This window comes from Variovorax sp. NFACC27, assembly GCF_048301545.1.
Classification (GTDB): domain Bacteria; phylum Pseudomonadota; class Gammaproteobacteria; order Burkholderiales; family Burkholderiaceae_C; genus Variovorax; species Variovorax gossypii.
In genome coordinates, this window is the sequence record NZ_CP157613.1 from 7,029,120 (window position 1) to 7,054,311 (window position 25,192).

The following is a 25,192-nucleotide window of genomic DNA, read 5'->3' on the forward strand; positions in this document are numbered from 1 at the left end:
GGCAAAGCCGGTTCCACGGTGTTTCCCGAAGGAGCCGTGGGCATTTCGTGCGCTGCGAATCGCGCGGAATGCGGAGCATGAGTGAGTAAAGCAATGTCCGATGTCGCCTTGCTGAGCAGTCTTTCCGCACAGGAACTCGCGGTCGCCTACCGCGACCGCGAGCTCTCGCCGGTCGAGGTCACGCAGGCCGTGATCGCGCAGGTCGAGCGCTGGGAGCCGCACCTGCAGGCCACGTGGCTCTTCAGGCCCGAGGCCGCGCTCGAGCAGGCGCGCGCCTCGGAGGCGCGCTGGCTGCGCGGCGACGCGCTCGGCCCGCTCGACGGCATGCCGGCCACCATCAAGGAGAACATCGCGACGCGCGGCGACCCGATGCCCGCGGGCACCGCGGCCGTCGACCTGAGGCCCGCGACCGCCGACGCACCGCCGGCCGCGCGCATAAAGGAAGCCGGCGCGGTGATCGTGAGCAAGACGACGATGCCGGACTACGGCATGCTGTCCTCGGGACTTTCGAGCTTCCACACGCTGGCGCGCAATCCGTGGGACCTGCGCCTCACGCCGGGCGGCTCCAGCGCGGGTGCCGGCGCTGCCGCCGCGGCGGGCTACGGCCCGCTGCACCTTGGCACCGACATCGGCGGCTCGCTGCGCCTGCCGGCGAGCTGGTGCGGCATCTTCACGCTCAAGCCGAGCCTGGGGCGCATTCCGATCGACCCGCCCTACATGGGCCGCGCGGCCGGGCCGATGACCCGCACCGTGGGCGACGCCGCGCTGCTGATGCAGGCGCTGTCGAAGCCCGACGCGCGCGACAGCATGAGCCTGCCGCCGCAGGAGATCGACTGGGCCGGCTTCGACGTGTCGCCCGACCATCTGCGCGGCCTGCGCATCGGGCTGCTGCTGGACGCGGGCTGCGGGCTGGCTGTGGAGTCGGAGATACAGGCGGCCGTCGAGCAGGCGGCACGGCTCCTGGAAAAGGCCGGCGCCATCATCGAGCCGATGCAGCCCTTCATGTCGCAGGCCATGCTCGACGGCATGGACCACCTGTGGCGCATGCGTTCCCTGGTGGATCTGAAAGGCCTGCGCGCCGACCAGCGCTCGAAGGTGCTGCCCTACATCCGCGAATGGGCCGAGAGCGCAGCCGAGTTCAGCGGCGAGCACGTGTTCCGCAGCTTCAGCCAGTTCCACGCGACGCGCGTGGCCGCCGTGAGCGCATGCGCGCGCTTCGACTACGTGATCTCGCCGGTGTCGCCGAACATGCCTGCAGCGGCCGAGGCCCCGTCACCCACCAACGACCCGCTGCGGCCGCTGGAGCACATCGGGTTCACGGTGCCTTTCAACATGTCGGAGCAGCCGGCCGCCTCGGTGAATTGCGGGTACTCGGCGGGCGGATTGCCGATCGGGCTGCAGATTGCCGGCCAGCGATTCGACGACCTCGGGGTGCTGCGCGTCGCTCGCGCCTTCGAGCAGATCCGCGAGCCGCAGCGGCCCTGGCCCAAGGCCCCGGGGCCCTAGGCACGCCCGTCAGCGCAGCCCGGCGCCCTCGTCCTTCGACAGCTTGGTGAACGACAGAAGGGACAGCAGCGTCATCGCGCCCACCACGCCGAAGGCAGGGGAAAAGTCCGCCGCGCTCAGCTGGCTGGTGCTGCTGCCGTTCCACCATGCCGCCAGCGTGACCAGCGTGGCGCCGAGCGTCACACCCAGGCTCAGGGACAGCTGTTGCGCCATGCTGTTGAGCGTGGTCGCGTGGCTCATGCGCGGCTTGGGAATCTGCGAGAAGCCCAGCGTCTGCAGCGACACCATCGCCATCGAATTCACCAGCCCGCCGAACAGCAGCGTCACGAAGATCTGCACATGCGGCGTGGCGGGCCGGAACTGGCCGTAGCTCACATAGCAAAGGCAGGTCAGGCAGGTTGCGCCGACCAGCAGCGAGCGGAAACCCACCGTGCGTATCGCCCTCGCCATGACCGTGCGCGTGGCCAGCGAGCCCAGCGCGGCGGCCATCGTCAGGCTGCCCGAGGCCAGCGGCGAAAGCCCGAAGCCCAGTTGCAGCATCAGCGGCAGCAGGAAGGGCGAAGCGCCGATCGCGATGCGCAGCGGCGTGCCGCCGATGATCGACGCGCGGTAGGTCGAGAAGCGCAGGATGCCCAGGTCGATCAGCGGCTCTGCCTTGCCGCGGCTTCGCAGGTGATAGACCAGCGAGGCCAGCACGCCGACGCCCGCCATCGCCCAGATGACCGACACCGGCAGCAGCGCCTTGCCCACCATCTCCAGGCTGCCGAGCAACGCCGTCAGCCCCAGGGCCAGCAGCACGAAGCCTTCGATGTCGAAGGGCGCGGGAGAGCTGTCTTCGGGCAGGTCGCCGATGAAACGCATCGCCCCGGCGATGGCGATCAGGCCGAAGGGGATGTTGACCAGGAAGATCCATCGCCACGAAGTCAGCGTGACGATTGCCCCGCCGAACAGCGGCCCCGCCAGCCGGCCGAAAGCGGGCGGCACCGTGAACCACACCATCGCCGAGACCATCTGCGCAGGCGGCACGCTGCGCAGCAGGATGAGCCGGCCGACCGGCAGCATCATCGCGCCGCCCATGCCCTGCAGCACCCGGAATGCCACCAGCTGCGGCAGCGTCTGCGCCGCTCCGCACAGGGTGGAGCCCAGCGAGAAGAAGGCCACCGCCGCGCAGAACACCCGCTTGGGCCCGAAGCGATCGGCCAGCCAGCCGCTGACGGGCAGGAAGACCGCCAGGCTCAGCAGGTATGAAGTGATCGCGAGGTTCAGGTGCAGCACGCTGACGTCGAGCGCGTGCGCGATGGTCGGCAGCGCCGTGGCCATCACCGAGGTGTCGAGGTTCTGCAGGAAAAGAGGCGCGGCGACGATGAGCGGGACGATGCGGTAGCGGGGCGGCATGGGCGCATTGTCCGGGAGGCGAATTAGACGAGACTTCGCGGCGCCGGGCCGCTCTCAGGTGGCCGCGTACCGCCCAGGCTTGTGATTGACCCAGAGAAAGATCCCCATCACCACGGCAGCCAGCACCGACCACCCCACGCGCTGCGGCGGAATCACGAACAGGGCAAGCAGCACCACCGTGCAATCGATGCCGATCTGCACCTTGCCCGCGGGCCAGCCGCGCTTTTCCTGCAGGTACAGCGTCAGCACGGTCGCCCCGCCGAGGCTCGCGCGATGGCGGGCGAGGAACAGGCAGCCGGTGCCCAGCAGCAGCCCGCCGAGCACAGCGGCAAAGGCCGGGTTCAGGGAATCGATCGACAGGTAGCGCGGCGCCAGGTCGGTCATCACCGAAAGCAGCGCGATGGCCGAGAAGGTCTTCATGGTGAACGCCCGCCCCATGTGGCGCCAGGCGAACCAGTAGAACGGCAGGTTGACCAGGAAGAACAGCTTTCCGAAGCTCAGGCCGGTGGCGTAGTGCAGCAGGAACGCCACGCCGGCCGTGCCGCCCGTGAGCAGACCCGCCTGGCCGAACAGCATCATGGCGATGGCGACGAAAAGCGTGCCCGAGAAGATCGCCTGCGCGTCGTCGAAGCGGGAATGGCGTAGCCAGTCTGGCTGGGTGGTGGGAGGTGGCGCGTCCATGGCTCTCTTGACGCAAATCCCGCGCCACCCTGGCGCCCGGCTCACACCAGATGGGTAGCCAGCAGCTCCCGGGCCCGGGTCACGAACGCGGTTTCGCCCCGGCGCCCGGGCAGGAACTCGAAGGCCACGCGCGGCAGCGCCGGCAACCCGTGGGGCGTGGCGAGCCGCGTCACCCCCACGCTGATCGCCGATTCGTTGAGGCAGGCCACGCCCAGCCCCGCCGCCAGCGCCGACTGCAGCCCCGCCACGCCCGACGCCACGTGCGCCAGCGTATAGGGCACATGCCTGCGCCTCAACAACGCCACCGTGAACTGGTGCAGCGAACAGGTGTCGGGCAGCACCAGCAGGCGCACCGGCTCGCCGCGCACCGGCCGCATGCCCGCCGCACCCAGCCACACCAGCGACTCGCGCCGGATCACCGACGCCCGGGGCTGCGCGGCGGAAACACCGGCGATGTTCATTCCCACCGCCACGTCGAAGTCGCCGCGCGCATAGGCGGCGCGCAACTCGTCGCTCTTCAGGATGGCGACGTGCAGCCGCACCTGCGGATAGCTCTCGCCCAGCCGCCCGAGCAGCCGGGTCAGGTCGCCGGGCCGGAAATAGTCGGTGACGGCCAGCCGCAGCTCGCCCTGGAGCGTTTCGCCGTGCAGGTCGCGAAAGGCCTCGTCGCTCAGCGCCAGGATGCGCCGCGCGTAGCCCAGCAGCCGCACGCCCGCCTCGGTGGGCGCGACGCCGGCCTTGCTTCGCGTGAGCAGCGACTGCCCCGCGCGCTCTTCCAGCTTGCGGATCTGCTCGCTCACCGACGACTGGGAAAGAAAGACGCGCGGCGCCGCCGCAGTGAGGCTGCCGGCGTCGACGACGGCGGCCAGGGTGCGCAGCTGCTCGAGATCGAATCCCTGCATGGCTCTTCATCCATCCGTTATTCCGATGGAATTCATCATATCTTCCCGCTTTTCCGATGGCCATCGGACTCCCACAATCACCCCATCGACAACCCGTTCATCCAAGGAGTCCACCATGCCCCACATCGTCGTCCACCTCTCCGGCCAACCCGACGCCGACCTCACCCGCAAGACCGTCGACGTCGTTGCCGAGCTCACGCAGAGCGTGCTCGGCAAGCAGCTGCCGGTCATCGCCATCACCGTGCAGTACATCGCCGCCGACGCCTGGTTCATCGGCGGGCAGTCGCTGGCCTCGCTGGGCAAGTCGGCCTTCCACCTCGATATCAGCATCACCGACGAGACCAACACCAAGGCCGAGAAGGCGCGCTACCTGCGCGAGGTGCACGCGGCCATGGCGAAGATCCGGCCGGACCTGCACGAGGTGTCGTACATCCACGTGATCGACGCTCGCGGCGCGGCCTACGGCTACGGCGGCAGGACGCAGGAGTACCGCCACCAGCAGGCCGGCGTCTGAGCCGCGTCGTCGAACATCGACGTACGACGTTGAAGCATCGCCGGGGGCATGGCACCATGCCGCCATGCCCTCCGGAACCCCCACGAACAGCGCCCAGCCCTTCGCCGACAGCCTCGGCAACCCGCTCACCCTCGACGATGCCGCCAGCCTGCCGCTGGTCGACGACTTCGTCATGGGCTTCATCTCCAGCGAAGCCCGCGCCGTCAACCTGATCGCACTGGCCGACGCCGACGCGAGCCCCGTCGTGCAGGCCTACTGCGCCACGCTGCACCTGTTCGCCGAGTCGCGCGAGGCCGCGGCCAATGCGCGGCCGTTCCTCGCGAAGGCCCGTGCCGGCGCTGCACGCGCGACGCCGCGCGAGCAGCGCTACATCGCAGCCATCGAAGCCTGGGCCGACGGCGACATCGCGCGCGCCGTCGCGCTGCACACCGAGCAGGCCCTGGAGCATCCGCGAGACCTGGTCTCGGTCAAGCTCGGCCAATACCACTGCTTCAACACCGGCGATTGCCCCGGCATGCTGCGGCTCGCGCTGGCGGTGCTGCCGCATGCGGCCGACGTGCCCTACGTGCACGGCATGGCGGCCTTCGGCTACGAGCAGTGCCACCTGATGCGCGAGGCCGAGGCGAGCGCGCGCCGCGCCATCGCCATGTGCCGCAAGGAGCCATGGGCCCATCACGCGCTGGCGCACGTCATGCTCACCGAGGGCCGGCTCGCCGAGGGGCTGGCGTTCATGGAAAGCGTGAGCGACACCTGGACCGGGCTCAACTCCTTCATGGTCACGCACAACTGGTGGCACGTGGCGCTGTTCCTCATCGACCTGGGCCGCGATGCCGAGGCGCTCGCGGTGTACGACGAGCACGCGTGGGGCGTGGTGAAGGACTACTCGCAGGACCAGATCGGCGCGGTCTCGCTGCTCGCACGGCTGGAGCTCGCGGGCATCGACGTGGGCGATCGCTGGAGCGACGTGGCGAGCTACCTGCGGCAGCGCCAGACCGACCATGTGCTGCCCTTTCTCGACCTGCAATACCTCTACGGCCTCGCGCGCGCCGGCCGCCCGGAGGCCGATGCCTTGCTGCGCAACATCGTGGCCTTCGCGCCGGATGCACCTGCCTCGACCCGCGCGGCATGGCAACGCGTGTGCGTGCCGGCCGCGCACGGGCTGGTGGCGCATGCGCGCGGCGACCTCGCTGCGGCCATCGAGGGCCTGGGCACGGCCCTGCCGCGCATGATCGAGATCGGCGGCAGCCATGCGCAGCGCGACCTGTTCGAGCAGGTGTACCTCGATGCGCTGGTGCGCAGCGGCACAGAAGCCTCGCTGGCCGCAGCGCAAGGCATCCTGCAGCTGCAGCTCAACGGCCAGCCCGAGTCGCTGCGGCTGCGCCGGCAGACGGCGGCGGTGTACCGGCGGCTGGGCCTCGGGCAGCTCACGACACAGGGCTGAGCACGGCCCGGCAGCCCATGCCTTCAGGTCATGGGGCATGGTGCAAAAGGAATTGGCGAGGGCGCGGAGGCGGCTCCTAAACTGGCCGCACTCCTTCAACAAGAAGCCTTCGCGGGCCAACCATCCCATGCGCAAGTCCCTCGTCACGCTGGCGGTTCTCTCGACCCTCGCGCCCTTCTCCGTCAACCTGCATGCCGCCAACGAAGCTCCTGTCGCGCTCGACCTGCTGCTGCGCGGCGGCACCGTCTACACCGGCGACTCCGACACGCCGGTGGTGGGCGACGTTGGCATCGCAGGCGATCGCATCGTGTTCGCCGGCAAGGCTGCGCCGGCGCAGTTCACCGCGAAGCGCGTCATCGACGCAGCGGGCATGGTGGTGGCGCCGGGCTTCATCGACGCGCACACGCATGCGGATGCCGACCTGCACTCCAGCGACCCGAAGAAGCGCCTGAACATTCCGTTCATCACGCAGGGAGTGACCACCGCGGTGATCGGCAACGACGGCTTCGGCGGATTCGACATCGCGGCGCAGGCGCAGAAGCTGCGCGCCGCGCCGGTGGGCACCAACGTCGCCATGTACGTGGGCTTCGGCCCGGTGCGCATGAGCGAGCTGGGCGAGGCCAACCGGGCACCGACGCCCGAGCAGCTCGAGGCGATGAAGAAGCGCGTGAGCCAGGGCATGTGCGAAGGCGCGCTGGGCCTTTCCACCGGGCTCTTCTACACGCCGCAGAACTTCTCGAAGACCGAGGAGGTCATCGAGCTCGCGAAGGTGGCGGCGCGGCATGGCGGCCTCTACGACAGCCACATCCGCGACGAGTCCATGTACAACATCGGCCTCAAGGGCTCCATCGACGAGGTGATCCGCATCGGCCACGAGGCGAAGCTGCCGGTGCACGTGGCGCACATCAAGGCGCTGGGCGTCGACGTGCAGGGCCAGAGCGGCGACATCATCAAGCGCATCGAGAAGGAACGCGCGGGCGGCCTGGACATCACGGCCGACCACTATCCGTGGACCGCGTCGAGCACCCGCTTCTCGGCCGCGCTGCTGCCGCCCTGGGCCAACGAAGGCGGCCGCGCGGCGACGCTGCAGCGCTTCGACGACGCCTCGCAACAGGAGCGCCTGCGCAAGGACATGCGCGAGAACCTGCGGCTGCGCGGCGGCCCCGAAACCATTCTGTTCTCGGCCGGCAGCACGAAGTACGTGGGCAAGACGCTGGCCGACGTGGCCAAGGCGTCGAACGCCGATCCGGTGGACGCAGCCATCGCCGTGCTGCGCGACGGCGACCTGATGATCGCCTCCTTCAACCAGAGCGACGACGACGTGCGCGCCTTCATGAAGCGGCCGTGGGTCATGACCTCGTCCGACTCCTCGCTGGGCCATCCGCGCGCCTACGGCACCTTCGCGCGCAAGTACGACCAGTACGTGGTGAAGGAACACACGATCTCGCTGGCGCAATTCATCCGCGGCAGCTCGTCGCTCACGGCCGACACGCTGGGGCTGAAGCAGCGCGGGCACCTGCGCCCGGGCTACTACGCGGACGTGGTGGTGTTCGATCCGGCGCGCTATGCGGCGAAGGCCACCTACACGCAGCCGACGTTGCTGTCGGAAGGCGTGACCACGGTGCTGGTGAACGGGCAGCTCGCGGTCGACGGCGGCAAGCCCACGGGCGTGGGCGCCGGCCAGCCGCTGCTGCGCACGCCGAAGCCGGGCAGCTGCGGCGCGGCCGGCTGAGGCAGCCTCAGCCCTTGTTCTTCAGGTGCCGCGTCTGGTCGTAGGTCGGCTGCGGCGGCAGGTCGGCCAGGTGCCGGGTGTCGGCCCACTCGACGATCTCGATGTCGTCGGGCCGCTGCGGATCGGCGATGCGGATGCGATTGAAGCCCGCGTTGGGAATCTCGCTGCGGCGCGGCCCGCTCAGGCTGAGCCCCCTGGCGGTGCGCCACACCATGTCGAGCACGCCGCCGTGGGTGACGACGATCAGGTACTGCCCCTTGTGCGCGGCCGCGATGCCGCCCAGCGCCGCGACGATGCGCGTGTGGAACTCGCGCGCCGTCTCGCCCTCTGGCATGGCGTGGTCCTCACGGAACTCCAGCCATTCCTCCCAGGCACGCGGATGCAGGCTCTGGATCTCCTCGGAGCGCATGCCCTCGACCACGCCGAAGAACTGCTCGCGCAGCGCCGCCGAGGTGACCACCGGCAGCGACAGCTGCTGCGCCCCGGGCGCCGCCGTCTGCTGCGCGCGCATGAGGTCGCTGCTGATGACGTGCTGCACCGCCGTCTCGCTGGCCAGCCTCAGGCCGAGGCGGCGAGCCTGCTCGTGGCCGATGTCGTTGAGCGGAACGTCGGCGTGCCCCTGGAAGCGGAGCTCGCGGTTCCAGGCGGTCTCGCCGTGGCGGATGAGGATCAGGTCGGTGGTGGTTTCGGGCTTGGGCGTTGGCATTGCCGCCCATTTTCCACCCTGCGAGTGACGCTCAGGTTTTCAGGCTCGCACCCTGTTGCACGACCGCCACCACCGCTTCGGCCGCGGACACCGCGCCCAGTCGCATCGGCGACGGCGTGAGCAGCGCCAGCACCCAGGCGATCACCACGCCGCCGACGATGGCGCAGACCACCACAACGGCGGTGTACGCGACGGCCTTGTCGGGCGGGCACTTCATGAGTACCGGCAGGCCGGTGTAGAGCAGGTAGACGCCGTAGAGCGCCGCCAGCGCCCCCAGGACCGACAGCGAAGGCAGCAGGCTGAAGACGCCGCCCACGAAGGCCGCCGTGCTCGCATAGGCCGAGAGCTTGAGCGCACCGATCTGGCTCTTGGTGCCTTCGAAGGTGGGCGCCATCGCGTCGATGATGAGCGCGAGCACGAACACCATCACCAGCGACAGCACGTAGCCCACGATCATGTTCGCGAGCCCCGAGGCCAGCGGCACGCGGAAGCTCACGCCGAAGGCGCCGATGCCGATGAGCGACAGGCCGATGAAGCTGGCCACCGCCGGGATCAGCGCGAGGATCATCACGTAGTTCTTGTAGAGCGATGCGGCGTCGGCCGGCTCCGAGTCGATCTCGGGCCAGGTGGCCTTGGGCTTGAGCAGGATGGCTTGGACGCGTTCGACCAGATTCATTGCGGGGTTCCCGGACATGTGACTTGGAGTATGTCGAGGCCGGCCTCCGATGGCTGCTGGCCATGAGGCCTATGCCACGACCTATGCCGCTGCGCTCGCTGCGGCAATCGCGCAGAATCCGTGACCATGCCCAATCTGATCCTGTTGCCCGGCCTCGCCTGCGACGAGCGCATCTGGGAAGCCCAGCTGCCCGCCCTTCCCTCCGCCTTCGGCGCCCGCGTGAGCGACGTCCAGCGGCACAACGACACCATCGAAGGCATGGCCGCAGCCGTGCTGCGCGACAACGAGGGGCCGCTGGTGCTCTGCGGCGCCTCGATGGGCGGCATGGTCGCCATGGAAGCGGCCCGCCAGGCCCCCGAACGCATCGCCGGGCTCGCGCTGCTCGGCACCAGCGCGCGGCCCGAGACGCCCGACATGTTCACGCTGCGCGAAGGCGCCATCGAGTACTTCGAGCGCGGCGAGCTGCGCGAGGTGATCGAGCCGAACGTCTACTTCGCCTTCCACCCCGCGCAGGCAGCCGACGAAGTGCTGGTGCAGCGCTACCTCGACATCGTGCTCGGCGCGGGCGCCCGGCAACTCATCAGCCAGAACCGCGCGGTGATGCGCCGGCCCGACGCCCGCCTGCACCTCGCATCGGTACGCGCGCCCGTGCTGCTGGTGTGCGGCAACGAGGACCGGCTCGCGCCCCCCGAGTGCACGACCGAGATGGCGGCGCTTCTGCCGCAGGCGCAGGTCGTCTGGGTGCCCGATTGCGGCCACATGCTGACGATGGAGAAGCCCGAGCTCGTCAACGCCGCGCTCAACGGCTGGCTGGCGAAGCACTTCCCGGCCGCCTGAGCCCTTAAGCCGCCCGGCCGGCTCAGTGCAGCCGGCCGCCGGTCTCGGCGATGTCGTGCTCCACCGCGAGCGCGGTGGTCACTGCGACGCGCAATGCCTTGACCAGCGTTTCGAGCGACATGCTCGGCGCGCCCGGAAAGCGCGCCGCCTGCTGCGGCAGGTAGGGAATGTGGATGAAGCCCCCGCGCAGCCCCGGCACCGGATGCGTCGCGATACGGTGCATGAGGCCGTAGAAGATGTGGTTGCACACGAAGGTGCCCGCGCTGTTCGAGACCGAGGCCGGAATGCCTGCCGCGCGCAGCTCGCGCACCATGGCCTTGATCGGCAGCGTCGAGAAGTACGCGGCGGGAGCGCCCGGCACCACCGGCACGTCGATGGGCTCCCGGCCCTTGTTGTCGGCGGTGCGGGCATCGTCGATGTTGATGGCGATGCGCTCCGGCGTGAACTCGGCGCGTCCGCCGGCCTGGCCGATGCAAAGCACCAGCTGCGGCCGGAGTTCGTCCATCGCGCGCATCAGCGCATCGATGGCGTCGCCGAAGACGCAAGGCACCAGGCGCGCATGCACCGTCGCGCGGCCGACCTTCCAGCCGTCGAGCTCGCGCACGGCGTCCCAGGAGGGGTTGAGCGTCTCCTGCTCGAAGGGCTCGAAGCCGGTGAGCAGGACCTTGATGGGCTTGGCTGCCACGGCCTGCCTTGTTCGTTCAGGCGTTCGAGCCGTCAGGCCATCGCCTGTACGGCGATGCCCTCGGCCTGCAGCCGCTCGCGGATGCGGCGCGCGAAGGCCAGCGCATGGGCGCCGTCGCCGTGCAGGCACACGGTCTGCGCGTTGACGGGCACGACGCTGCCGTCGATGGCGGTCACGCGGCGGTCGCGCACCAGCGAGAGGGTCTGTGCGATCGACTGCTCCTCGCTCTCGATCAGCGCGCCCGGCTGGCTGCGCGGCACGAGGCTGCCGTCGGGCATGTAGCCGCGGTCGGCGAACACTTCCTCCACGGGCTCCAGGCCCGCGCGGCGGGCCGCGTCGATCATGTTGCTGCCCGCGAGCCCGAAGAACCTGAGCGAGGGATCGAAGCGGCGAACGGCCTCGCACAGCGCATCGGCGAGTTCGGGCTCCTTCACGGCCTGGTTGTAGAGCTGGCCGTGCGCCTTCACGTGCGAGAGCTTGCCGCCCTCGGCCTTCACGATGGCCGCCAGCGCGCCCACCTGGTAGAGCACGTTGGCCACGATCTCCTCGGGCGGCAGGTGCATGGTGCTGCGGCCGAAGTTCTCGCGGTCGGGAAAGCTGGGATGCGCGCCGATGGCCACGCCGTTCTTCAGCGCCCAGCGCACGCACTGCTGCATGGTCTTCGCGTCGCCTGCGTGCCAGCCGCAGGCGATGTTGGCGGAGCTCACCAGCGCGAGCAGGGCTTCGTCGTTGCCGGCGCCTTCGCCGAGGTCTGCGTTGAGGTCGATTTGCATGGCGGGGCTTCCTTTTACTGTCGCGGATCTCTCGCGACTATCTCGCGGTTTTCTGCAAAGTCTATGCCGCGCGCGACCAACCCGCAGCAGCAAGCCCTTGCGTCACCTGCGACAGGTAGCGCTGCTGGCCGGCCCACGCATCCAGCGCCTGCGGCTGGTCGACCTGCACGAGGCGCAGCCTGCCGTTGAGCGGCGCCTGCGCGAGCTTCCAGAGATCGGCGCGGATGACCACGCCGATGCGCGGATAGCCGCCCGTGGTCTGGGAGTCGCCCATCAGGATGATCGGCTGGCCCGAGGGCGGCACCTGGATCGTGCCGGGGATCACGCCCGAGGAGAGCATGTCGCCGCTGCGCTTGCGCTTGAGCTCGGCGCCTTCGAGCCGGCTGCCCATGCGGTTGCTTTGCGGCGTGATGCGCCAGCGCTCGCCCCAGAGCTGCTCGCGCGCGGCCAGCGTGAACAGTTCGAACTCGGGGCCGGGCAGCACGCGCAGGGAGATGGCGCCGTCGTCCTCGCCAGGTCCCCAGTCGGGGCCCCGGACGCCGAAGGCGCGGTGCTGCCGCTGCGCGGCGTCGAGCCTCGAAGCGCCCGTCGGCAGCCGGTCGCCCTTGCGCAGCGCGCGCCCCTCGTGTCCGCCGAAGCCGGCCTTGAGGTCGGTGCTGCGCGAGCCGAGAACCGCCGGCACCTCGATGCCGCCCGCCACCGCCAGCCAGCTGCGCACGCCGGCCTTCTTCACGCCGGGCGCGTTGGCGCCCGCGAGCCTGAGCGTCTGGCCGGCCGCGACCGACACGCTCCAGCAGGGCCACAGCGGCACGCCGTCGAGGGTGGCCTGGAAGTCGTCGCCGGCGAGCGCGATGCGCGTGTCGGTCTCGAACTGCAGCTCGCAGCCGCCCATCGTGAGTTCGAGCCCCGCGGCACCGTCCGCATTGCCCACGAGCCGGTTGGCCAGCGTGAGCGCGAGCACGTCGAGCGCGCCGCCCGGGCAGATGCCGAGCTGGCGATGGCCGTGGCGGCCCAGGTCCTGCACCGACGCAAGCACGCCGGGCTTGCGGATGACGATCATGTCTGCACGCTCTCCGCCACGAAGCGCACGCGATCGCCGGGGCGCAGCAGCGTGGGCGGCTCGGCCGCGGGGTCGAACAGCTCGAGCGGCGTGCGGCCGATCAGCTGCCAGCCGCCCGGCGACACCAGCGGATAGATGCCGGTCTGCTCGCCGCCGATGCCGACCGATCGCGCGGGCACGGCAAGGCGCGGCTCGGCGCGGCGCGGCGTGGCGAGCTCGGGCGGCAGCCCGCCCATGAAACTGAAGCCGGGCAGGAAGCCCAGCAGGTAGACCACGTACTCGGCGCCGGTGTGGCGCCGCACCACCTCGGCCGGCGTGAGGCCGGTGTGCGCCGCGACGTCGGCCAGGTCGGGCCCGTGTTCGCCGCCGTAGGCGACCGGGATCTCGACCAGCCTCCCGCTGACCGCGCCGGCGGCCAGCCTGGGCCAGGCCTCGAGCACCTGGGCGGTAAGCGTGTCCAGGTCGATGACGACGGGATCGAAAGTGAGCGTGAGGTTGTTCATGCCCGGCAGCGTCTCGCCGACGCCGGGCCACTCCCGCGCATGCTCGGCCAGCGCCCAGATGCGCTGCTGCTGCGCCAGAGTGGCCGGCGCGGGCAGCTCGCACAGCAGTGCTGCATCGCCCAGCAGATGCAGGCGGGGCGGAGGGGTGCCGCTCATTGCGGCTTATTCACGGCCGAGGCTGCGGACCTTGGCGGCGAGCTGCTGCTCCACGTTCGGGGAAACGAACTTGTGGACCTCGCCGCCGAGCATGGCGATCTCGCGCACGAAGGTGCTGGAGATGAACTGGTACTTGTCGCTCGGGGTCAGGAACACGGTCTCGACGTCGGGCATCAGCGAGCGGTTCATGCCGGCGAGCTGGAACTCGTAGTCGAAGTCGGTCACGGCGCGCAGGCCGCGCACCATGGCCTTGCCGCCGCGCGCGACGACGAAGTCGCGAAGCAGCCCGGAGAAGCTCTCGACGGAAACCTGGTCGCTGTAGGGCTTGACGGCCTCGCGGGCCATGTCGATGCGTTCGGACAGCGTGAACAGCGCCTTCTTGTGGTGGCCCGCCGCCACCGCGACGATCACCTTGGAAAAGAGCTGGGTGGCACGGCGCACCACGTCCTCGTGACCGAGGGTGATGGGGTCGAATGTGCCGGGATAAACCGCGATGACGTTGCTGGCCATGGTTGCTTCTTCCTCATGCTGCCGGTGCGGCTTGTCCGGCGGATTATGCAGTCCCCTGCGCCGCCGGCCTCAGCAGATGCGCGTGAACCGCGCCGGCCTTGAGGTAGCGGAACTCCGCGAGGCCAAGCGCCGCGAGCTCTTCGCCGCTCCAGCGACGCGGCGCCTCGAGGTACACAGAGCCCTCGGCGCGCAGTGCGCGCGCGGCGGCGCGAAGCGCGGGTTCGTAGAGGGCGATGTTGTCGAAGGGCGGATCGAGAAACACGGCGTCGAGGCTGCCGGCCGGCGCGCGTTCGAGCGCCGTGACGCCGTTGCCGCGCTCGATGCGCACGGCCTCGGCCTCGAGCTTGGTCTTCACGGCCTGCAGCTGGGCGACGAGCGAAGCGTCCTGCTCGCACAGCAGCACGCCGGCCGCGCCGCGCGAGGCGGCCTCGAAACCGAGGGCGCCGGTGCCCGCGAAGGCATCCACGCACTGCCAGCCCGGCAGTTCGCCGCCACCGGCACCGGCCAGGCTCGCAAGCCAGTTGAAGAGGGTCTCGCGCACGCGGTCGGGCGTGGGGCGCAGGCCGGGCCTGTCGGCCACGGCGAGGCGGGTGCGCTTCCATTCGCCGCCGATGATGCGCACCTCGCTGGGCTTCGACGGGCGCTTCACCGCAGGCTTGGACTTGCCTGCTGGCGCGGAACGGGAGGCTGGGGCGGCTTTCTTCTGGGGCATGCGGCGAGCTTAACGCCGCCGCATGCGCTGGCTCTCACGCCCCCGTCAGCGCGCGCCGCGCCAACATGGCCGCCAGCACGAGCATGGTGCCGCCGACCAGCGCGTCGAGCATCTGCCAGGCGCGCGGCCGGGCGAACACCGGCGCGAGCAGCCGCGCACCGAAGCCCAGCGAGGTGAACCACAGCACGCTAGCCGCGCTGGCCCCTGCCACGAACCAGACCTTGAGCATGCCCGCGTACTGCGCGCCGGCGCTGCCAACGAGCAGCACCGTGTCGAGGTAGACATGCGGATTCAGCAGCGTGAAGCCGGCCGCCTGCGCCACCACGGCCGCGCGCGACAGCGACGAAGCCCCCTGCGCCGTGGCCTGCAGCGCCGCGGGCTGGCGCGAACGCCACAGCGCCCTGAGCCCGTAGGCGCACAGGAAGGCCGCGCCGAGCCCCGCGAGCACGGTGGCCAGCATCGGCCGTCCCTGGAGCACCTGCGCCATGCCGGCCACGCCGGCGCCGATCAGCACCGCGTCGCTGGCGGCGCAGAACAGCACGACCGCGCCCACATGCTCGCGACGCAAGCCCTGGCGCAGCACGTATGCGTTCTGCGCGCCGATGGCGACGATGAGGACCAGGCTCATGAAGAGCCCGTTGGCGAAGGCGGTGGTGACGTGTACGGCTTGCATGCTTCGAGGATGCCGTCCGCACCGGATTAATTCAAACTAAACTTCCTTAATTCGATTCAGTTTTTCTTCATTCAAACCATGCTGGACTACGCCGCCCTGAACGCCCTGGCCGCCGTCGTGCGAGAAGGCAGTTTCGAACGCGCCGCCCGCGCGCTGCATGTCACGCCCTCGGCTGTGTCGCAGCGCATCAGGCAACTGGAGGAACGCACCGGCGGCGCCCTGCTGGTACGCGGCCAGCCCTGCGTGGCCACCGAGGCCGGGCAGCAGCTGTGCCGGCACGTCGAACGCGTGGGCATGCTGGAGCACGAGCTGCGCGAGACCCTGCCCGCCCTGGGCATGGGCGGCGGCGAGGCGGGCGACGAGCGCGTCACGATACGGGTGGCCGTCAACGCCGACACCCTCGCGACCTGGTTCATCGCCGCCGCCTCGGCCTTCGCCGCGCAGGAGCCAGGTGCGCTGCTCGACCTCTCGGTGGACGACCAGGACCACACGGCCGAACGGCTGCGCAGCGGTGCGGTGCTCGCGGCGGTGACGGCGCTGGCCCAGCCGGTGGCCGGCTGCAACAGCGAGGCGCTGGGCACCATGCACTACGTGGCGGCGGCCAGCCCGGAGTTCGTACGCGAGCATTTCGCAAAAGGCGTGGGCGCCCGCACGCTGGCGGAGGCGCCGAGCCTGGTGTTCGACCGCAAGGACCGGCTGCAGGCGCGCTGGGTACGGCGCATCTGCCACCGCAACGTCGAGACGCCCAGGCACTGGATCCCGTCGCCCAGCGCCTTCGTCGAGGCGGCGTGCTCGGGCATGGGCTGGGGCATGCACCCCGTCAGCATGGTGGCCGACGCACTCAGGGAAGGAAGGCTGGTCGAGCTGGTGCCGGGCTCGACGCTGCCGGTGCCGCTCTACTGGCAGCACGCGCGCGCGGCGCCGAAGCTGCTGGAGCGGTTGGGAGCCGCCGTGCGCGCAGCCGCCGGCAGCGGCCCGCACGCCTTGGGCTAGGCACTCCCCCCAGGCTTCGCGCGCTTCGTGTCGCTGCGCCCCCCTCGCGTGGGACGACACCTGCGGCCCGGCGGAGCCGGTTCCGCGGTGCCCACGAAGGAGCCTGCCGCAGGTGCCGGGAGAGGGGCAGGCTACTGCTGCGCCTTGGCGGTTTTCGCGTCCTTGGCGCCCACCACCACCGTCACCATCCGCTCGGGCTGCAGCTTGCGCTGGAAAGCAGCCTTGATGTCGGCGGCCGTGACCGCGTTCATGCGCGCGGTCCAGGTGTCGAGGTAGTCCAGCGGCAGGTCGTGCCAGGCGATGTTGGCGACGTTGCCGATCAGCTTGCGGTTGCTGTCCAGCAGCAGCGGGAAGCCGCCGATCAGGTTGTCCTTGGCGGCCTTCAGCTCGCTGGCGGTGGGGCCTTCGGCCACGAACTTCGCGAGCACCTCGCGCGACACCTTGACGGCCTCCTCGGCCTGGTCGGGCCGGGTCTGGAAGCCGACGCGGAACGCGCCCGCCTCGAGCCCCGGCGCGAAGCCGCTGTAGATGCTGTAGGTGAGGCCGCGCTTCTCGCGCACCTCGTTCATCAGGCGCGAGACGAAACCGCCGCCGCCCAGCACGTAGTTGCCCAGCGTGAGCGCGAAGTGGTCCGGGTCCTTGCGCGGGTAGCCGGGCTGGCCGATGAGGACGTGGGCCTGCGCCGAGTCGAAGGCGATGCGCTCGTCCTTCGGCCCGGTCAGCGCGGCCACCGGCGCGATGGGCGGCAGCGGCGTGCAGGCCTCGGGGCCGGGCAGGCGCGACAGCAGCGTGGTGGCGATGGTCTCGGCCTCGGCGCGCGTGACGGCACCGACGATGCTGAGCTTGGCGCGGCACGGCACGATGAGCTGCTGGTAGCGCTGGCGCATGGCGGCGGTGTCGATGCGCGCGAGCGTCTCCTCCGTCACTTCCTGGCCGTAGGGATGCACGCCGTAGACGTCGGCCGCGAATGTGCGGCCGGCAATGGTGGCGGGCTTGGTGTTGGCTTCCTTGATGGCCGCGTTGATGCGCTCGCGCTCGCGCTGCCACACATCGTCGGGGAAGGACGGCTCGCCGATCTCGCGCGCCGCCAGCGCCACCGCCTTGTTGAGCAGCGCCGGATCGGACAGCGAGCGCAGCGAATAGCTGGTGCGGTCGGTGCCGGCGCTCGCGTCGAAGCTGGCGCCCAGGTCGGCCCAGGCTTCGCCCAGCGCATTCTGGTCGAGCGCGGGCTCGCCGTTCCTGCCGGCGCGCACGCCCTTCTCGACCATGGTGGCAGTGGTGCTGGCCAGGCCGGCCTGCGCGGTGGGGTCGCGGCGGCTGCCGGCGTCGAAATCGATCTGCACGTCGACGATCGGCAGCGCGTTGGTCGACACCAGGTAGATCTTTGCGCCGCTGGCCAGCGTCCAGTGCTGGATGGGCAGCGCGGCCTGCGCGCCGGTGATGCCCGCGATGGCGGCCGCGCCCGCGAACAGGGCGCGGCGCGCGATCTTCTTGATGAGAGTCTTCGTCATGGAATCGGGCCCTTTCAGCGCATTTCGCCGGCGGGCGCGGCAAAGCCGCGGCCACGAGGCTTGGCTTCGGGCGGCAGCGGACGCAGCGTCGCGACGGTGAGCTGGTCGTCACCGAAGTACTTGGCGGCCACGGCCTGCACCTGCGCGGCCGTGACGGATTGCAGCCGCGCGACGATGCGCTCGCTGGCGTCGAGCGGCAGGCCCTGGATCCAGTTGCTGCCGAGTTCGCGCGCCTGCGCCATCACCGAGTCGCGCTTGTAGGTTTCGCTCGCCACCCACTGGGTCTTGACGCGTGCCAGTTCGGCTTCGCCCACGCCGTCCTTGGCGATGCGCGCCACTTGCGCACGCAGGGCGGCTTCCACCACCTCGGCGCTCTTGCCCGCGGCCGGAACGCCGTCGAGCACGAAGAGCTGTGGGCCGCGACCGACGAAGCCTGAATAGGCACCGGCCGAATCGGCGACGCGGTCGGGCCCCTGGGTCAGCGCGCGGTCAAGCCGGGCACCGGCGTAGCCGTCGAGCACTGCGGAAAGCACCACCAGCGCCCAGGCGTCGCTGTTCACGTCGTCGATATTGGCGAGCTGCGGCACGCGATAGGCCAGCGACACATAGGCCTGCTCGGCGGGCGCCTTCAGCTCGAGGCGTCGGATGCCGCGCTGGGCCGGCTCGGTGCGCGGCTTGCGCTCGGGCACCGCGCGCGAGGGGATGCGGCCGTAGTACTTCTCGGCCATGGCGCGCACCTGGGCCACGTCGACGTCGCCGGCCACCACGAGCACAGCGTTGGCCGGCACGTACCAGCGCTTGAAGAAGGCGCGTGCGTCCTCGGGCGTCATGGCGTCGAGGTCGCTCATCCAGCCGACCACGGGGCGGTGATAGGGAGAAGCTGTGAACACGGCGGCGTTCTGCTGCTCGCCGAGCAGGGCGCGCGGCTGGTCTTCGGTGCGCAGGCGGCGCTCTTCCTTGACCACCTCGATCTCGCGCTTGAACTCGTCGTCGGGCCACTGGTTGTTGGCGAAACGGTCCGATTCGAGCTTCATCACCTGTTCGAGGCTGCCGACCGGGATCTGCTGGTAGTAGCCGGTGTAGTCGCGGGTGGTGAAGGCGTTTTCCTGGCCGCCGAGGGCGGCCACGCGGCGCGAGAACTCACCGGGCTTGATGTCCTTGGTGCCCTTGAACATCATGTGTTCGAGCGCATGCGCCACGCCGGAGGTGCCGTCGACCTCGTCGATGGAACCGACGCGCACCCAGACCATCTGAACCGCCGTCGGCGAGCGCCGGTCGGGCTGCACGATCAGCGTCATGCCGTTGGCGAGCGTGAATTGCTGGGGGCCAGGCGCCGCGGCTGCGGCGGCGGAAGACGGGCTGGAAGCCGGTGTGGACTGGGCCTGGACAGGCATGGCCCACGGCGCCAGAAGCGCCATCGCCAGCACCGCACCAGACGCAGCACGGCGTGGCGGGAGGTGTTTCATAGAATGGCTCGGATTGTAAAAAGCTCCCGATGTTCAGTTTCTTCAAGAAAAAACCGCCTGCCGAAACCCCCGATGCGCCGGCGTCCACCCCGCCGGCCCCGGCGGCGCCTGCCCCGGAGCCCGCGCCGGCGCGCTCGGTGTTCTCGCCTTCGAGCTGGTTCGGCTCGAAGCCGACGGTGGAAGAAACGCCTGCCCCGCCACCCGCACCCGCTCTCGCACCCGTTGCAGCACCGGCACCGGCGCCAGTGCCTTCGCCAGCTCCTGCGCCGGCCCCCGCACCGGTTGCATCGCCCGCTCCAGTCCCTGTTTCCGCTCCCCCGGTTGCCGCCCCCGTTCCGGCGCCAGCGCCGGTCGTCGCTCCGATTGCCGAACCCGTCATCGCCACCGAGCGCAAGGGCTGGTTCGACAAGCTCAAGACCGGCCTGCGCAAGACCGGCACCGGCATCCAGGCCGTGTTCGTCAACGCGAAGATCGACGAGGCACTGTACGAAGAACTCGAATCCGCCCTGCTGATGGCCGACACCGGCGTGAAGGCGACCGAATACCTGCTCGACGACCTGCGCGGCCGGGTCAAGCGCCAGATGGCCACCGACGCCTCGCAAGTCAAGGCCCTGCTGGCCGAGACGGTGGCCGACCTGCTACGCCCGCTCGAGAAGCCGCTGGTCATCGGCCAGTTCACGCCCACCGTGATCATGGTGGCCGGCGTCAACGGCGCGGGCAAGACCACCTCCATCGGCAAGCTCACCAAGCACCTGGCCGACGAAGGCGCCTCGGTGCTGCTGGCCGCGGCCGACACCTTCCGCGCGGCGGCGCGCGAGCAGCTGCTGGTCTGGGCCGACCGCAACACCGTGGAGATCGTGAGCCAGGAAGGCGGCGACCCGTCGGCCGTGAGCTTCGACGCGGTGAACGCCGGCAAGGCGCGCGGCAAGGACGTGGTGCTGGTCGACACGGCCGGCCGCCTGCCGACGCAGCTGCACCTGATGGACGAGCTGAAGAAGATCAAGCGCGTCGTCACCAAGGCCGACGGCACCGCGCCGCACGAGGTGCTGCTGGTGATCGACGGCAACACCGGCCAGAACGCCCTGGCGCAGGTCAAGGCCTTCGACGAGACGCTGGGCCTCACGGGCCTGGTCGTGACCAAGCTCGACGGCACGGCCAAGGGCGGCGTGCTGTGCGCCATCGCGCGGGAAAGGCCGATTCCGGTCTATTTCATCGGCGTGGGCGAAAAGCTGGAAGACCTGGAAACCTTCAACGCCCGCGAATTCGCGCAGGCACTGCTCGGATAAGAAAGAAAAAAACGGCCCCGGCTTGCGCCGGGGCCGCTCACTTTCTCTCTCCCCTACCTACTCCGTTCGCGAGAAACGCGATGCCTTGAAGATAGGGCACAGGGCCGGTAGCTGCCAGTGTCGAAAGTCATGGGTTTCGATGACTGTGGCGTCTATTCGCTGCATCTGGCGACAAAACGAATACAAATGAATTCAAAATCAGGCTCGATGCCTGCGGCCGCCTTTGCCTTCATCTGGCAACCGCGACCTCGGCCATCGCCTGCAGCAGCAGGTCGGCCACGACCGGCTTGAACAGCACCGGCACCCGCGATTCGCGCACGCGCTGCAGCCGGTCGGGCGAGGTCTCGCCGGTGATGAGCAGCAGCGGCGTCGTCACCCCCTCGGCCTGGCTGAGCCGCAGGCCGGCATCGAGCCCGTCGGCGCCGTCGGCGAGCCGGTAGTCGCAAAGCAGCAGATCGAAGGGCCGCCCCTCGCGGGCCGCCAGGCGCAGCGCGGCCGCGGCGCCGGCCTCGTCCGCCACGGCATGGGCGTCGATGGCATGGGAGCGCAGCAGACCGGTCATGGCCTCGCGGATTTCCAGCTCGTCGTCGAGCAGCAGCACGCGCCCGGGCAACGCCAGCGCGGAGGCGCCGCGCTCTTCGATCAGGGAGGCCGTGGCGAGCGCTCCGGCCCTGGCGCCGGCCGGAGCGCTCGCGACGGGCACCACCACGCGGAAATGCGTGCCCCGCCCTGGCCGTGAGTGCATCTGCACCGGGTGCCCCAGCAGCCGGGACAGCCGCTGCACGATCGACAGCCCGATGCCCAGGCCCCGCGAGCGATCGCGGCCCGGATTGTTGATCTGATAGAACTCCTCGAAGATTCGCCCCGACTGCTCGGCCGCGATGCCGATGCCGGTGTCGCGCACCTCGATCCACACCGTTTCGCCGCGCTCGCGCGCCGTGACCGTCACACCGCCGCGCATCGTGTACTTCAGCGCGTTGTCCATCAGGTTCGACAGCATGCGGTGCAGCAATTGCGGGTCGCTGTGCACCCACAGGCCGCTGGCGCGCACGCGCAGCTGCAGCTGCTTGTGCTCGGCGCGCGCCGCGAAGGTGTGGTTCAGCGGCAGGAACAGCGCATCGAGCTGCACCGCGCGGGGCTCCGGCGTGATCACGCCGGCGTCCAGGCGCGAGACGTCGAGCATGGTGTCGAGCGAGGCGCCCAGCGCGTTCACCGCGCGCATCAGGCGTTCGGCGTTGCGGCCCTCGGGACGGTCGCGCAGTTCGTTCTCGAGCGCGGCGCCGAAGAGCGCGATGGCATGCAGCGGCTGGCGCAGGTCGTGGCTGGCGGTGCCGAGAAAACGGGTCTTTTCCTCGCTCGCGCGCTCGGTGGCGGCGATCTGCTCGCCGAGGCGCGCGGCGAGCGCCTCGTTCTCGAAGCGCAGCATCAGCGACTCGGTCAGCAGCTTGTGCTGCCCGATGCCCGCGTACAGCGTCAGCAGGAGGTAGGCCGCGCCGGCCGCCGCCAGGAACAGGTGCAGGCCGTCGCCCTGCCACGCCAGCGCGGTGATCATGCCCAGCGACATCGGCATGGTGTAGCCGAAGAGCGCCGGCTTCAGCGGCCAGAGCGACTGCGCCGCCCGCGCGCAGCTGCCGACGATCACCGCCATCAGCAGCGAGGTCATCGGCAGGTTGTTGTGCGGCACGATGAGCCAGGGCACCACCGCCGTGACCATGCTCACCAGCGTGACCATGCGCGAGATCTTTCGCGCCCAGTAGGCGCTCTCCCGCACGGGCCTCGACGGATTCCAGCGCGGCGTGAAGAACACGTAGATGTCGGCCATCAGCAGGCCGGCCAGCCAGAACAGCAGGCTCGGATCCTTCAGCTGCGAATAGATGATGCTGCCGAACACGACCACGAAGGCCATGTGCGTCAGCGTCGAGACTCCATAGGTGCTGTAGACCGAGGCGACGTGCTCGCGCAGCACCCGCTGGCCGAGTTCGTGGTCGGCGACGGGGGTGCTCGGCGCGGCGGACTGCACGCTCAATGCAGGGTGCTGATCAACTGGGCGCGCGAACGCATGCCGAACAGCAGCAGGATGGTCGAGACATGGTTCTTCACCGTGCCTTCGCTCAGGTTCGCGAGCTGGGCGATTTCCTTGTTGGCCTTGCCCTCGAGCACCCACTGCAGCACCTGCATCTGCCGCGGCGTGAGTTCCTGCCAGGCGCTGGCGTGGGCGAATTCGGCATACCCGGTGAGCGCCCTGGGCACGGGCTGGGACGGCGCGGCCTGTTGCTGCTGCGACGACGCGTCGGCGCCGCCGTCGAGCAGGCCGCAGGCGCGGATGAAGCTCACGACTTCCTTCAGGTCGGCCGACTTCGGCAGGAAGGCGGCTGCGCCGAGCGCGAGCACGCCCTGCGCCAGAGTGCTGTTGCCGGTGCCGGAGAGCACGACGATCCGCGCGTCGGGAAAGCGCATCCGGAACTCGGCCAGGCCGCTCAGGCCGTGCGTGTCGGGCAGCGCCAGGTCGAGCAGCACCAGGCCGATGGACGCCTGATGGGCCTCGTACAGCCTGAGCGCGTCGGCAACGTTGCTGGCCTCGAAGACCTCGATGCTCGCACCGGACGGGCTCGCCTGGGCCTGGACCAGCGCGCAGACGCCCAGGCGCAGCAGGTCGTGGTCGTCCACGACGAGGATCGCCCGGGGCGTGCGGGCGGCCGTGCCGGTCTCCGCGGCCGGGGACAGGGGTGCGGGTGAGGAGTCGAAGGGAGGCACTCGCCGATCTTAGCGATGTAACCTTCCGGTGACAGTGTAGAAAGTCACGCCAGCCTCCGTGGTTGTAGTGCTTTATGCTACTTATTTGATAGCAATTTCACATGGCATCCGCGCTTGCCATCGGGCTTCTCTGTCGGCACCATCGAAAGTCTCGCCGCATCGCACGGCGCCCACGGAGACTTGCCATGACGCACACCGCCGCCGCCCCTCTGGAATCGAGCGACCGCAAGGTCGACCGCCTGCTCGCCCACTACGAGGAAAGCCACCGCAATCCGACCAACGAGCTGATCCACTTCGTGGCCATCCCGGCCATCATGCTGAGCATCGTCGGGCTGCTGTTCGCGATCCATCCCTGGGTGGCTTATGTCTTCGTGGCCGCCAGCCTCGTCTACTACGTGCTGCTGCGCGCCCCGGCCTTCCTGGTGGCCATGCTCGTCCTGACCGCGCTGGCCCTGGTGCTGGTGCACGCGATGGGAGGACTTGTATTGCCGGTTTCCGCCGCTATCTTTGTAGTGGCCTGGATCTTCCAGTTCGTGGGCCACAAGATCGAGGGCAAGAAGCCTTCCTTCTTCGAAGACATTCAATATCTCTGGGTCGGTCCCCTGTTCGTCTTGTCCAAGCTCTTCCTAAGACTGGGCATCCGCTGGTAGCCCCTGGCTATTCCAGCGATAGAAATTCAAGGGAACCCTTGGATTAGCACTCCCTCTAACCGAGTGCTAATATGGCCAACACAAAGGAGTTCCCCCTGATGACAACGCTGTCTGGAGTCTCTGCCAACCAGCTGGCCGTCGCCAACCCGTGGTCGATGGTTCCCCCGCTGGGCAACCTGGACGCCTACATTTCGGCCGCCAACCGCCTGCCGATGCTCACGCTCGAAGAAGAGCAGGGCTACGCGCGCAAGCTGCGCGACCACAACGATCTCGAAGCCGCCGGCGCCCTCGTGCTGTCGCACCTGCGCCTCGTGGTCTCCATTTCCCGCCAGTACCTGGGCTACGGGCTGCCGCACGGCGACCTGATCCAGGAAGGCAACGTCGGTCTCATGAAGGCCGTGAAGCGCTTCGACCCCGACCAGGGCGTGCGGCTCGTGAGCTACGCCATGCACTGGATCAAGGCCGAGATTCACGAGTACATCCTGAAGAACTGGCGCATGGTCAAGGTCGCGACGACCAAGGCCCAGCGCAAGCTGTTCTTCAACCTGCGCTCGATGAAGCAGGGCTTCAAGGCCGACTCGGCCGCTGCCGATACCGGCACGCACCGCGATACGCTGAGCCCCGACGAGGTGTCGCAGATGGCGACCCGCCTCAACGTCAAGCCCGAGGAAGTGCTCGAGATGGAAACCCGCCTGTCCGGCGGCGACATCATGCTCGACCCGGGCCCGACGGACGACGGCGACGAAGCCTTCGGCCCGATCGCCTACCTGGCCGACGCCTCGCAGGAACCCACCGCCCTGCTCGAATCGCAGCAGCGCGACCGCCTGTCGAGCGACGGCATCGCGACCGCGCTCGAGGCGCTGGACGACCGCAGCCGCCGCATCGTGGAAGAGCGCTGGCTCAAGGTCAACGACGACGGCTCGGGCGGCATGACGCTGCACGACCTGGCCGCGGTTTACGGCGTGAGCGCCGAACGCATCCGCCAGATCGAAGTGGCCGCCATGAAGAAGATGAAGAAGGCGCTCGCGGACTACGCATAAGCCCGTCCGTCGCCCATCAGGAACAAAGCC

General features: G+C 69.7%; 25 protein-coding genes. 9 read left to right on the forward strand and 16 right to left on the reverse strand.

The features are described 5' to 3' along the window. Positions 1-93: 93 nt before the first annotated feature. A complete protein-coding gene (locus tag ABL840_RS32930; RefSeq protein WP_093304199.1) occupies positions 94-1,506 on the forward strand; it encodes an amidase in 1,413 nt (470 codons plus the stop codon). A gap of 9 nt (positions 1,507-1,515) precedes the next feature. Here the strand turns inward: ABL840_RS32930 and ABL840_RS32935 are convergent, their stop codons facing one another. From ABL840_RS32935 to ABL840_RS32945, 3 genes are read right to left on the reverse strand one after another with little or no spacing between them, the layout of a single operon-like run. After that, a complete protein-coding gene (locus ABL840_RS32935; protein ID WP_093304201.1) occupies positions 1,516-2,901 on the reverse strand; it encodes an MFS transporter in 1,386 nt (461 codons plus the stop codon). 54 nt (positions 2,902-2,955) lie between these two features. Continuing rightward, positions 2,956-3,582, reverse strand: coding sequence for a YitT family protein (locus ABL840_RS32940; RefSeq protein ID WP_093304204.1), 627 nt, complete (start codon positions 3,580-3,582; stop codon positions 2,956-2,958). A 41-nt stretch (positions 3,583-3,623) separates the two neighbouring features. Next, the gene (locus ABL840_RS32945; RefSeq protein ID WP_093304205.1) at positions 3,624-4,484 is read right to left on the reverse strand and encodes a LysR substrate-binding domain-containing protein; all 861 of its coding nucleotides are present in this window, start codon (positions 4,482-4,484) and stop codon (positions 3,624-3,626) included. Between the two features lie 115 nt (positions 4,485-4,599). Between ABL840_RS32945 and ABL840_RS32950 the strand changes: the two genes are divergently transcribed. The 3 genes from ABL840_RS32950 to ABL840_RS32960 all read left to right on the forward strand — a co-directional run bounded on the left by ABL840_RS32950 (position 4,600) and on the right by ABL840_RS32960 (position 8,171). Further along, positions 4,600-4,998: a tautomerase family protein gene (locus ABL840_RS32950; RefSeq protein ID WP_093206698.1), complete on the forward strand. Its 399-nt coding sequence runs from the start codon at positions 4,600-4,602 to the stop codon at positions 4,996-4,998. Positions 4,999-5,062: 64 nt separating this feature from the next. Next, positions 5,063-6,439, forward strand: a complete 1,377-nt coding sequence (locus ABL840_RS32955; protein WP_093304208.1) for a tetratricopeptide repeat protein — start codon at positions 5,063-5,065, stop codon at positions 6,437-6,439. Between the two features lie 127 nt (positions 6,440-6,566). Beyond that, positions 6,567-8,171 (forward strand): amidohydrolase family protein, encoded by a 1,605-nt coding sequence (locus ABL840_RS32960; RefSeq protein ID WP_093304209.1) that lies wholly within the window; start codon positions 6,567-6,569, stop codon positions 8,169-8,171. A gap of 7 nt (positions 8,172-8,178) precedes the next feature. Here the strand turns inward: ABL840_RS32960 and ABL840_RS32965 are convergent, their stop codons facing one another. Together ABL840_RS32965 and ABL840_RS32970 are read right to left on the reverse strand one after the other, a co-directional pair. Beyond that, complete coding sequence (locus ABL840_RS32965) at positions 8,179-8,877, reverse strand: histidine phosphatase family protein (protein ID WP_093304211.1); 699 nt, start codon at positions 8,875-8,877, stop codon at positions 8,179-8,181. 31 nt (positions 8,878-8,908) lie between these two features. Then, positions 8,909-9,553, reverse strand: coding sequence for a Yip1 family protein (locus ABL840_RS32970; protein ID WP_093206694.1), 645 nt, complete (start codon positions 9,551-9,553; stop codon positions 8,909-8,911). A gap of 126 nt (positions 9,554-9,679) precedes the next feature. Here ABL840_RS32970 and ABL840_RS32975 point away from each other — a divergent pair, with 126 nt between their 5' ends. After that, entirely contained in the window at positions 9,680-10,390 is a 711-nt protein-coding gene (locus ABL840_RS32975) for an alpha/beta fold hydrolase (RefSeq protein WP_093304214.1), read from the forward strand. A gap of 22 nt (positions 10,391-10,412) precedes the next feature. Here the strand turns inward: ABL840_RS32975 and pcp are convergent, their stop codons facing one another. The 7 genes from pcp to ABL840_RS33010 all read right to left on the reverse strand — a co-directional run bounded on the left by pcp (position 10,413) and on the right by ABL840_RS33010 (position 15,462). Then, entirely contained in the window at positions 10,413-11,075 is a 663-nt protein-coding gene (gene pcp / locus ABL840_RS32980; RefSeq protein ID WP_093304215.1) for a pyroglutamyl-peptidase I, read from the reverse strand. Between the two features lie 32 nt (positions 11,076-11,107). After that, the gene (pxpA, locus tag ABL840_RS32985) at positions 11,108-11,848 is read right to left on the reverse strand and encodes a 5-oxoprolinase subunit PxpA (protein WP_093304218.1); all 741 of its coding nucleotides are present in this window, start codon (positions 11,846-11,848) and stop codon (positions 11,108-11,110) included. A 61-nt stretch (positions 11,849-11,909) separates the two neighbouring features. After that, positions 11,910-12,908 carry a biotin-dependent carboxyltransferase family protein gene (locus ABL840_RS32990; protein WP_093304219.1) on the reverse strand — a complete coding sequence of 333 codons (999 nt, stop codon included), beginning with the start codon at positions 12,906-12,908 and terminating at the stop codon, positions 11,910-11,912. Further along, the gene (pxpB, locus tag ABL840_RS32995; protein ID WP_093304222.1) at positions 12,905-13,567 is read right to left on the reverse strand and encodes a 5-oxoprolinase subunit PxpB; all 663 of its coding nucleotides are present in this window, start codon (positions 13,565-13,567) and stop codon (positions 12,905-12,907) included. Before pxpB ends, ABL840_RS32990 begins: the two co-directional genes overlap by 4 nt. A gap of 6 nt (positions 13,568-13,573) precedes the next feature. After that, the gene (gene coaD, locus ABL840_RS33000; RefSeq protein WP_019658578.1) at positions 13,574-14,077 is read right to left on the reverse strand and encodes a pantetheine-phosphate adenylyltransferase; all 504 of its coding nucleotides are present in this window, start codon (positions 14,075-14,077) and stop codon (positions 13,574-13,576) included. Positions 14,078-14,120: 43 nt separating this feature from the next. After that, a complete protein-coding gene (locus tag ABL840_RS33005) occupies positions 14,121-14,789 on the reverse strand; it encodes an RsmD family RNA methyltransferase (RefSeq protein WP_093304223.1) in 669 nt (222 codons plus the stop codon). Between the two features lie 34 nt (positions 14,790-14,823). Beyond that, positions 14,824-15,462, reverse strand: a complete 639-nt coding sequence (locus ABL840_RS33010) for a LysE/ArgO family amino acid transporter (protein ID WP_093206687.1) — start codon at positions 15,460-15,462, stop codon at positions 14,824-14,826. A 78-nt stretch (positions 15,463-15,540) separates the two neighbouring features. On the opposite strand from ABL840_RS33010, the gene ABL840_RS33015 reads away from it, so the two are divergent. After that, positions 15,541-16,455, forward strand: coding sequence for a LysR family transcriptional regulator ArgP (locus tag ABL840_RS33015; protein WP_093206686.1), 915 nt, complete (start codon positions 15,541-15,543; stop codon positions 16,453-16,455). 131 nt (positions 16,456-16,586) lie between these two features. On the opposite strand, the gene ABL840_RS33020 is transcribed toward ABL840_RS33015, so the two are convergent. After that, positions 16,587-17,966 carry a M16 family metallopeptidase gene (locus ABL840_RS33020; RefSeq protein WP_093304226.1) on the reverse strand — a complete coding sequence of 460 codons (1,380 nt, stop codon included), beginning with the start codon at positions 17,964-17,966 and terminating at the stop codon, positions 16,587-16,589. Between the two features lie 14 nt (positions 17,967-17,980). Continuing rightward, positions 17,981-19,432, reverse strand: a complete 1,452-nt coding sequence (locus tag ABL840_RS33025; protein ID WP_371287212.1) for a M16 family metallopeptidase — start codon at positions 19,430-19,432, stop codon at positions 17,981-17,983. Between the two features lie 29 nt (positions 19,433-19,461). Here ABL840_RS33025 and ftsY point away from each other — a divergent pair, with 29 nt between their 5' ends. Beyond that, positions 19,462-20,718 (forward strand): signal recognition particle-docking protein FtsY, encoded by a 1,257-nt coding sequence (gene ftsY / locus ABL840_RS33030; protein WP_093304228.1) that lies wholly within the window; start codon positions 19,462-19,464, stop codon positions 20,716-20,718. Between the two features lie 229 nt (positions 20,719-20,947). On the opposite strand, the gene ABL840_RS33035 is transcribed toward ftsY, so the two are convergent. Next, complete coding sequence (locus ABL840_RS33035; protein WP_418116093.1) at positions 20,948-22,744, reverse strand: ATP-binding protein; 1,797 nt, start codon at positions 22,742-22,744, stop codon at positions 20,948-20,950. Next, positions 22,741-23,472 carry a response regulator transcription factor gene (locus ABL840_RS33040; protein ID WP_093304232.1) on the reverse strand — a complete coding sequence of 244 codons (732 nt, stop codon included), beginning with the start codon at positions 23,470-23,472 and terminating at the stop codon, positions 22,741-22,743. The genes ABL840_RS33035 and ABL840_RS33040 overlap by 4 nt, the downstream gene beginning before the upstream one ends. 185 nt (positions 23,473-23,657) lie before the next feature. Here ABL840_RS33040 and ABL840_RS33045 point away from each other — a divergent pair, with 185 nt between their 5' ends. Both ABL840_RS33045 and rpoH read left to right on the forward strand, forming a co-directional pair. Beyond that, on the forward strand, positions 23,658-24,122 hold the full coding sequence (locus tag ABL840_RS33045; RefSeq protein ID WP_093304234.1) for a DUF962 domain-containing protein: 465 nt from the start codon (positions 23,658-23,660) through the stop codon (positions 24,120-24,122). 98 nt (positions 24,123-24,220) lie between these two features. Beyond that, positions 24,221-25,162 carry an RNA polymerase sigma factor RpoH gene (gene rpoH / locus ABL840_RS33050; RefSeq protein ID WP_093206681.1) on the forward strand — a complete coding sequence of 314 codons (942 nt, stop codon included), beginning with the start codon at positions 24,221-24,223 and terminating at the stop codon, positions 25,160-25,162. The last annotated feature ends 30 nt before the right edge of the window (positions 25,163-25,192 follow it).

Coding starts and splice junctions, on each gene's coding strand:
- ABL840_RS32970 (WP_093206694.1), bottom strand. CDS start 9,553: ATGAATCTGGTCGAACGCGTCCAAGCCATCCTGCTCAAGCCCAAGGCC.
- ABL840_RS32935 (WP_093304201.1), bottom strand. CDS start 2,901: ATGCCGCCCCGCTACCGCATCGTCCCGCTCATCGTCGCCGCGCCTCTT.
- coaD (WP_019658578.1), bottom strand. CDS start 14,077: ATGGCCAGCAACGTCATCGCGGTTTATCCCGGCACATTCGACCCCATC.
- rpoH (WP_093206681.1), top strand. CDS start 24,221: ATGACAACGCTGTCTGGAGTCTCTGCCAACCAGCTGGCCGTCGCCAAC.
- ABL840_RS33020 (WP_093304226.1), bottom strand. CDS start 17,966: ATGACGAAGACTCTCATCAAGAAGATCGCGCGCCGCGCCCTGTTCGCG.
- ABL840_RS32930 (WP_093304199.1), top strand. CDS start 94: ATGTCCGATGTCGCCTTGCTGAGCAGTCTTTCCGCACAGGAACTCGCG.
- ABL840_RS32960 (WP_093304209.1), top strand. CDS start 6,567: ATGCGCAAGTCCCTCGTCACGCTGGCGGTTCTCTCGACCCTCGCGCCC.
- ABL840_RS33015 (WP_093206686.1), top strand. CDS start 15,541: ATGCTGGACTACGCCGCCCTGAACGCCCTGGCCGCCGTCGTGCGAGAA.
- ABL840_RS32990 (WP_093304219.1), bottom strand. CDS start 12,908: ATGATCGTCATCCGCAAGCCCGGCGTGCTTGCGTCGGTGCAGGACCTG.
- ABL840_RS33010 (WP_093206687.1), bottom strand. CDS start 15,462: ATGCAAGCCGTACACGTCACCACCGCCTTCGCCAACGGGCTCTTCATG.
- pxpB (WP_093304222.1), bottom strand. CDS start 13,567: ATGAGCGGCACCCCTCCGCCCCGCCTGCATCTGCTGGGCGATGCAGCA.
- ABL840_RS33005 (WP_093304223.1), bottom strand. CDS start 14,789: ATGCCCCAGAAGAAAGCCGCCCCAGCCTCCCGTTCCGCGCCAGCAGGC.
- ABL840_RS32945 (WP_093304205.1), bottom strand. CDS start 4,484: ATGCAGGGATTCGATCTCGAGCAGCTGCGCACCCTGGCCGCCGTCGTC.
- ABL840_RS33025 (WP_371287212.1), bottom strand. CDS start 19,432: ATGAAACACCTCCCGCCACGCCGTGCTGCGTCTGGTGCGGTGCTGGCG.
- ABL840_RS32965 (WP_093304211.1), bottom strand. CDS start 8,877: ATGCCAACGCCCAAGCCCGAAACCACCACCGACCTGATCCTCATCCGC.
- ABL840_RS32940 (WP_093304204.1), bottom strand. CDS start 3,582: ATGGACGCGCCACCTCCCACCACCCAGCCAGACTGGCTACGCCATTCC.
- ABL840_RS33045 (WP_093304234.1), top strand. CDS start 23,658: ATGACGCACACCGCCGCCGCCCCTCTGGAATCGAGCGACCGCAAGGTC.
- ABL840_RS32975 (WP_093304214.1), top strand. CDS start 9,680: ATGCCCAATCTGATCCTGTTGCCCGGCCTCGCCTGCGACGAGCGCATC.
- ABL840_RS32950 (WP_093206698.1), top strand. CDS start 4,600: ATGCCCCACATCGTCGTCCACCTCTCCGGCCAACCCGACGCCGACCTC.
- ABL840_RS32955 (WP_093304208.1), top strand. CDS start 5,063: ATGCCCTCCGGAACCCCCACGAACAGCGCCCAGCCCTTCGCCGACAGC.
- pxpA (WP_093304218.1), bottom strand. CDS start 11,848: ATGCAAATCGACCTCAACGCAGACCTCGGCGAAGGCGCCGGCAACGAC.
- ftsY (WP_093304228.1), top strand. CDS start 19,462: ATGTTCAGTTTCTTCAAGAAAAAACCGCCTGCCGAAACCCCCGATGCG.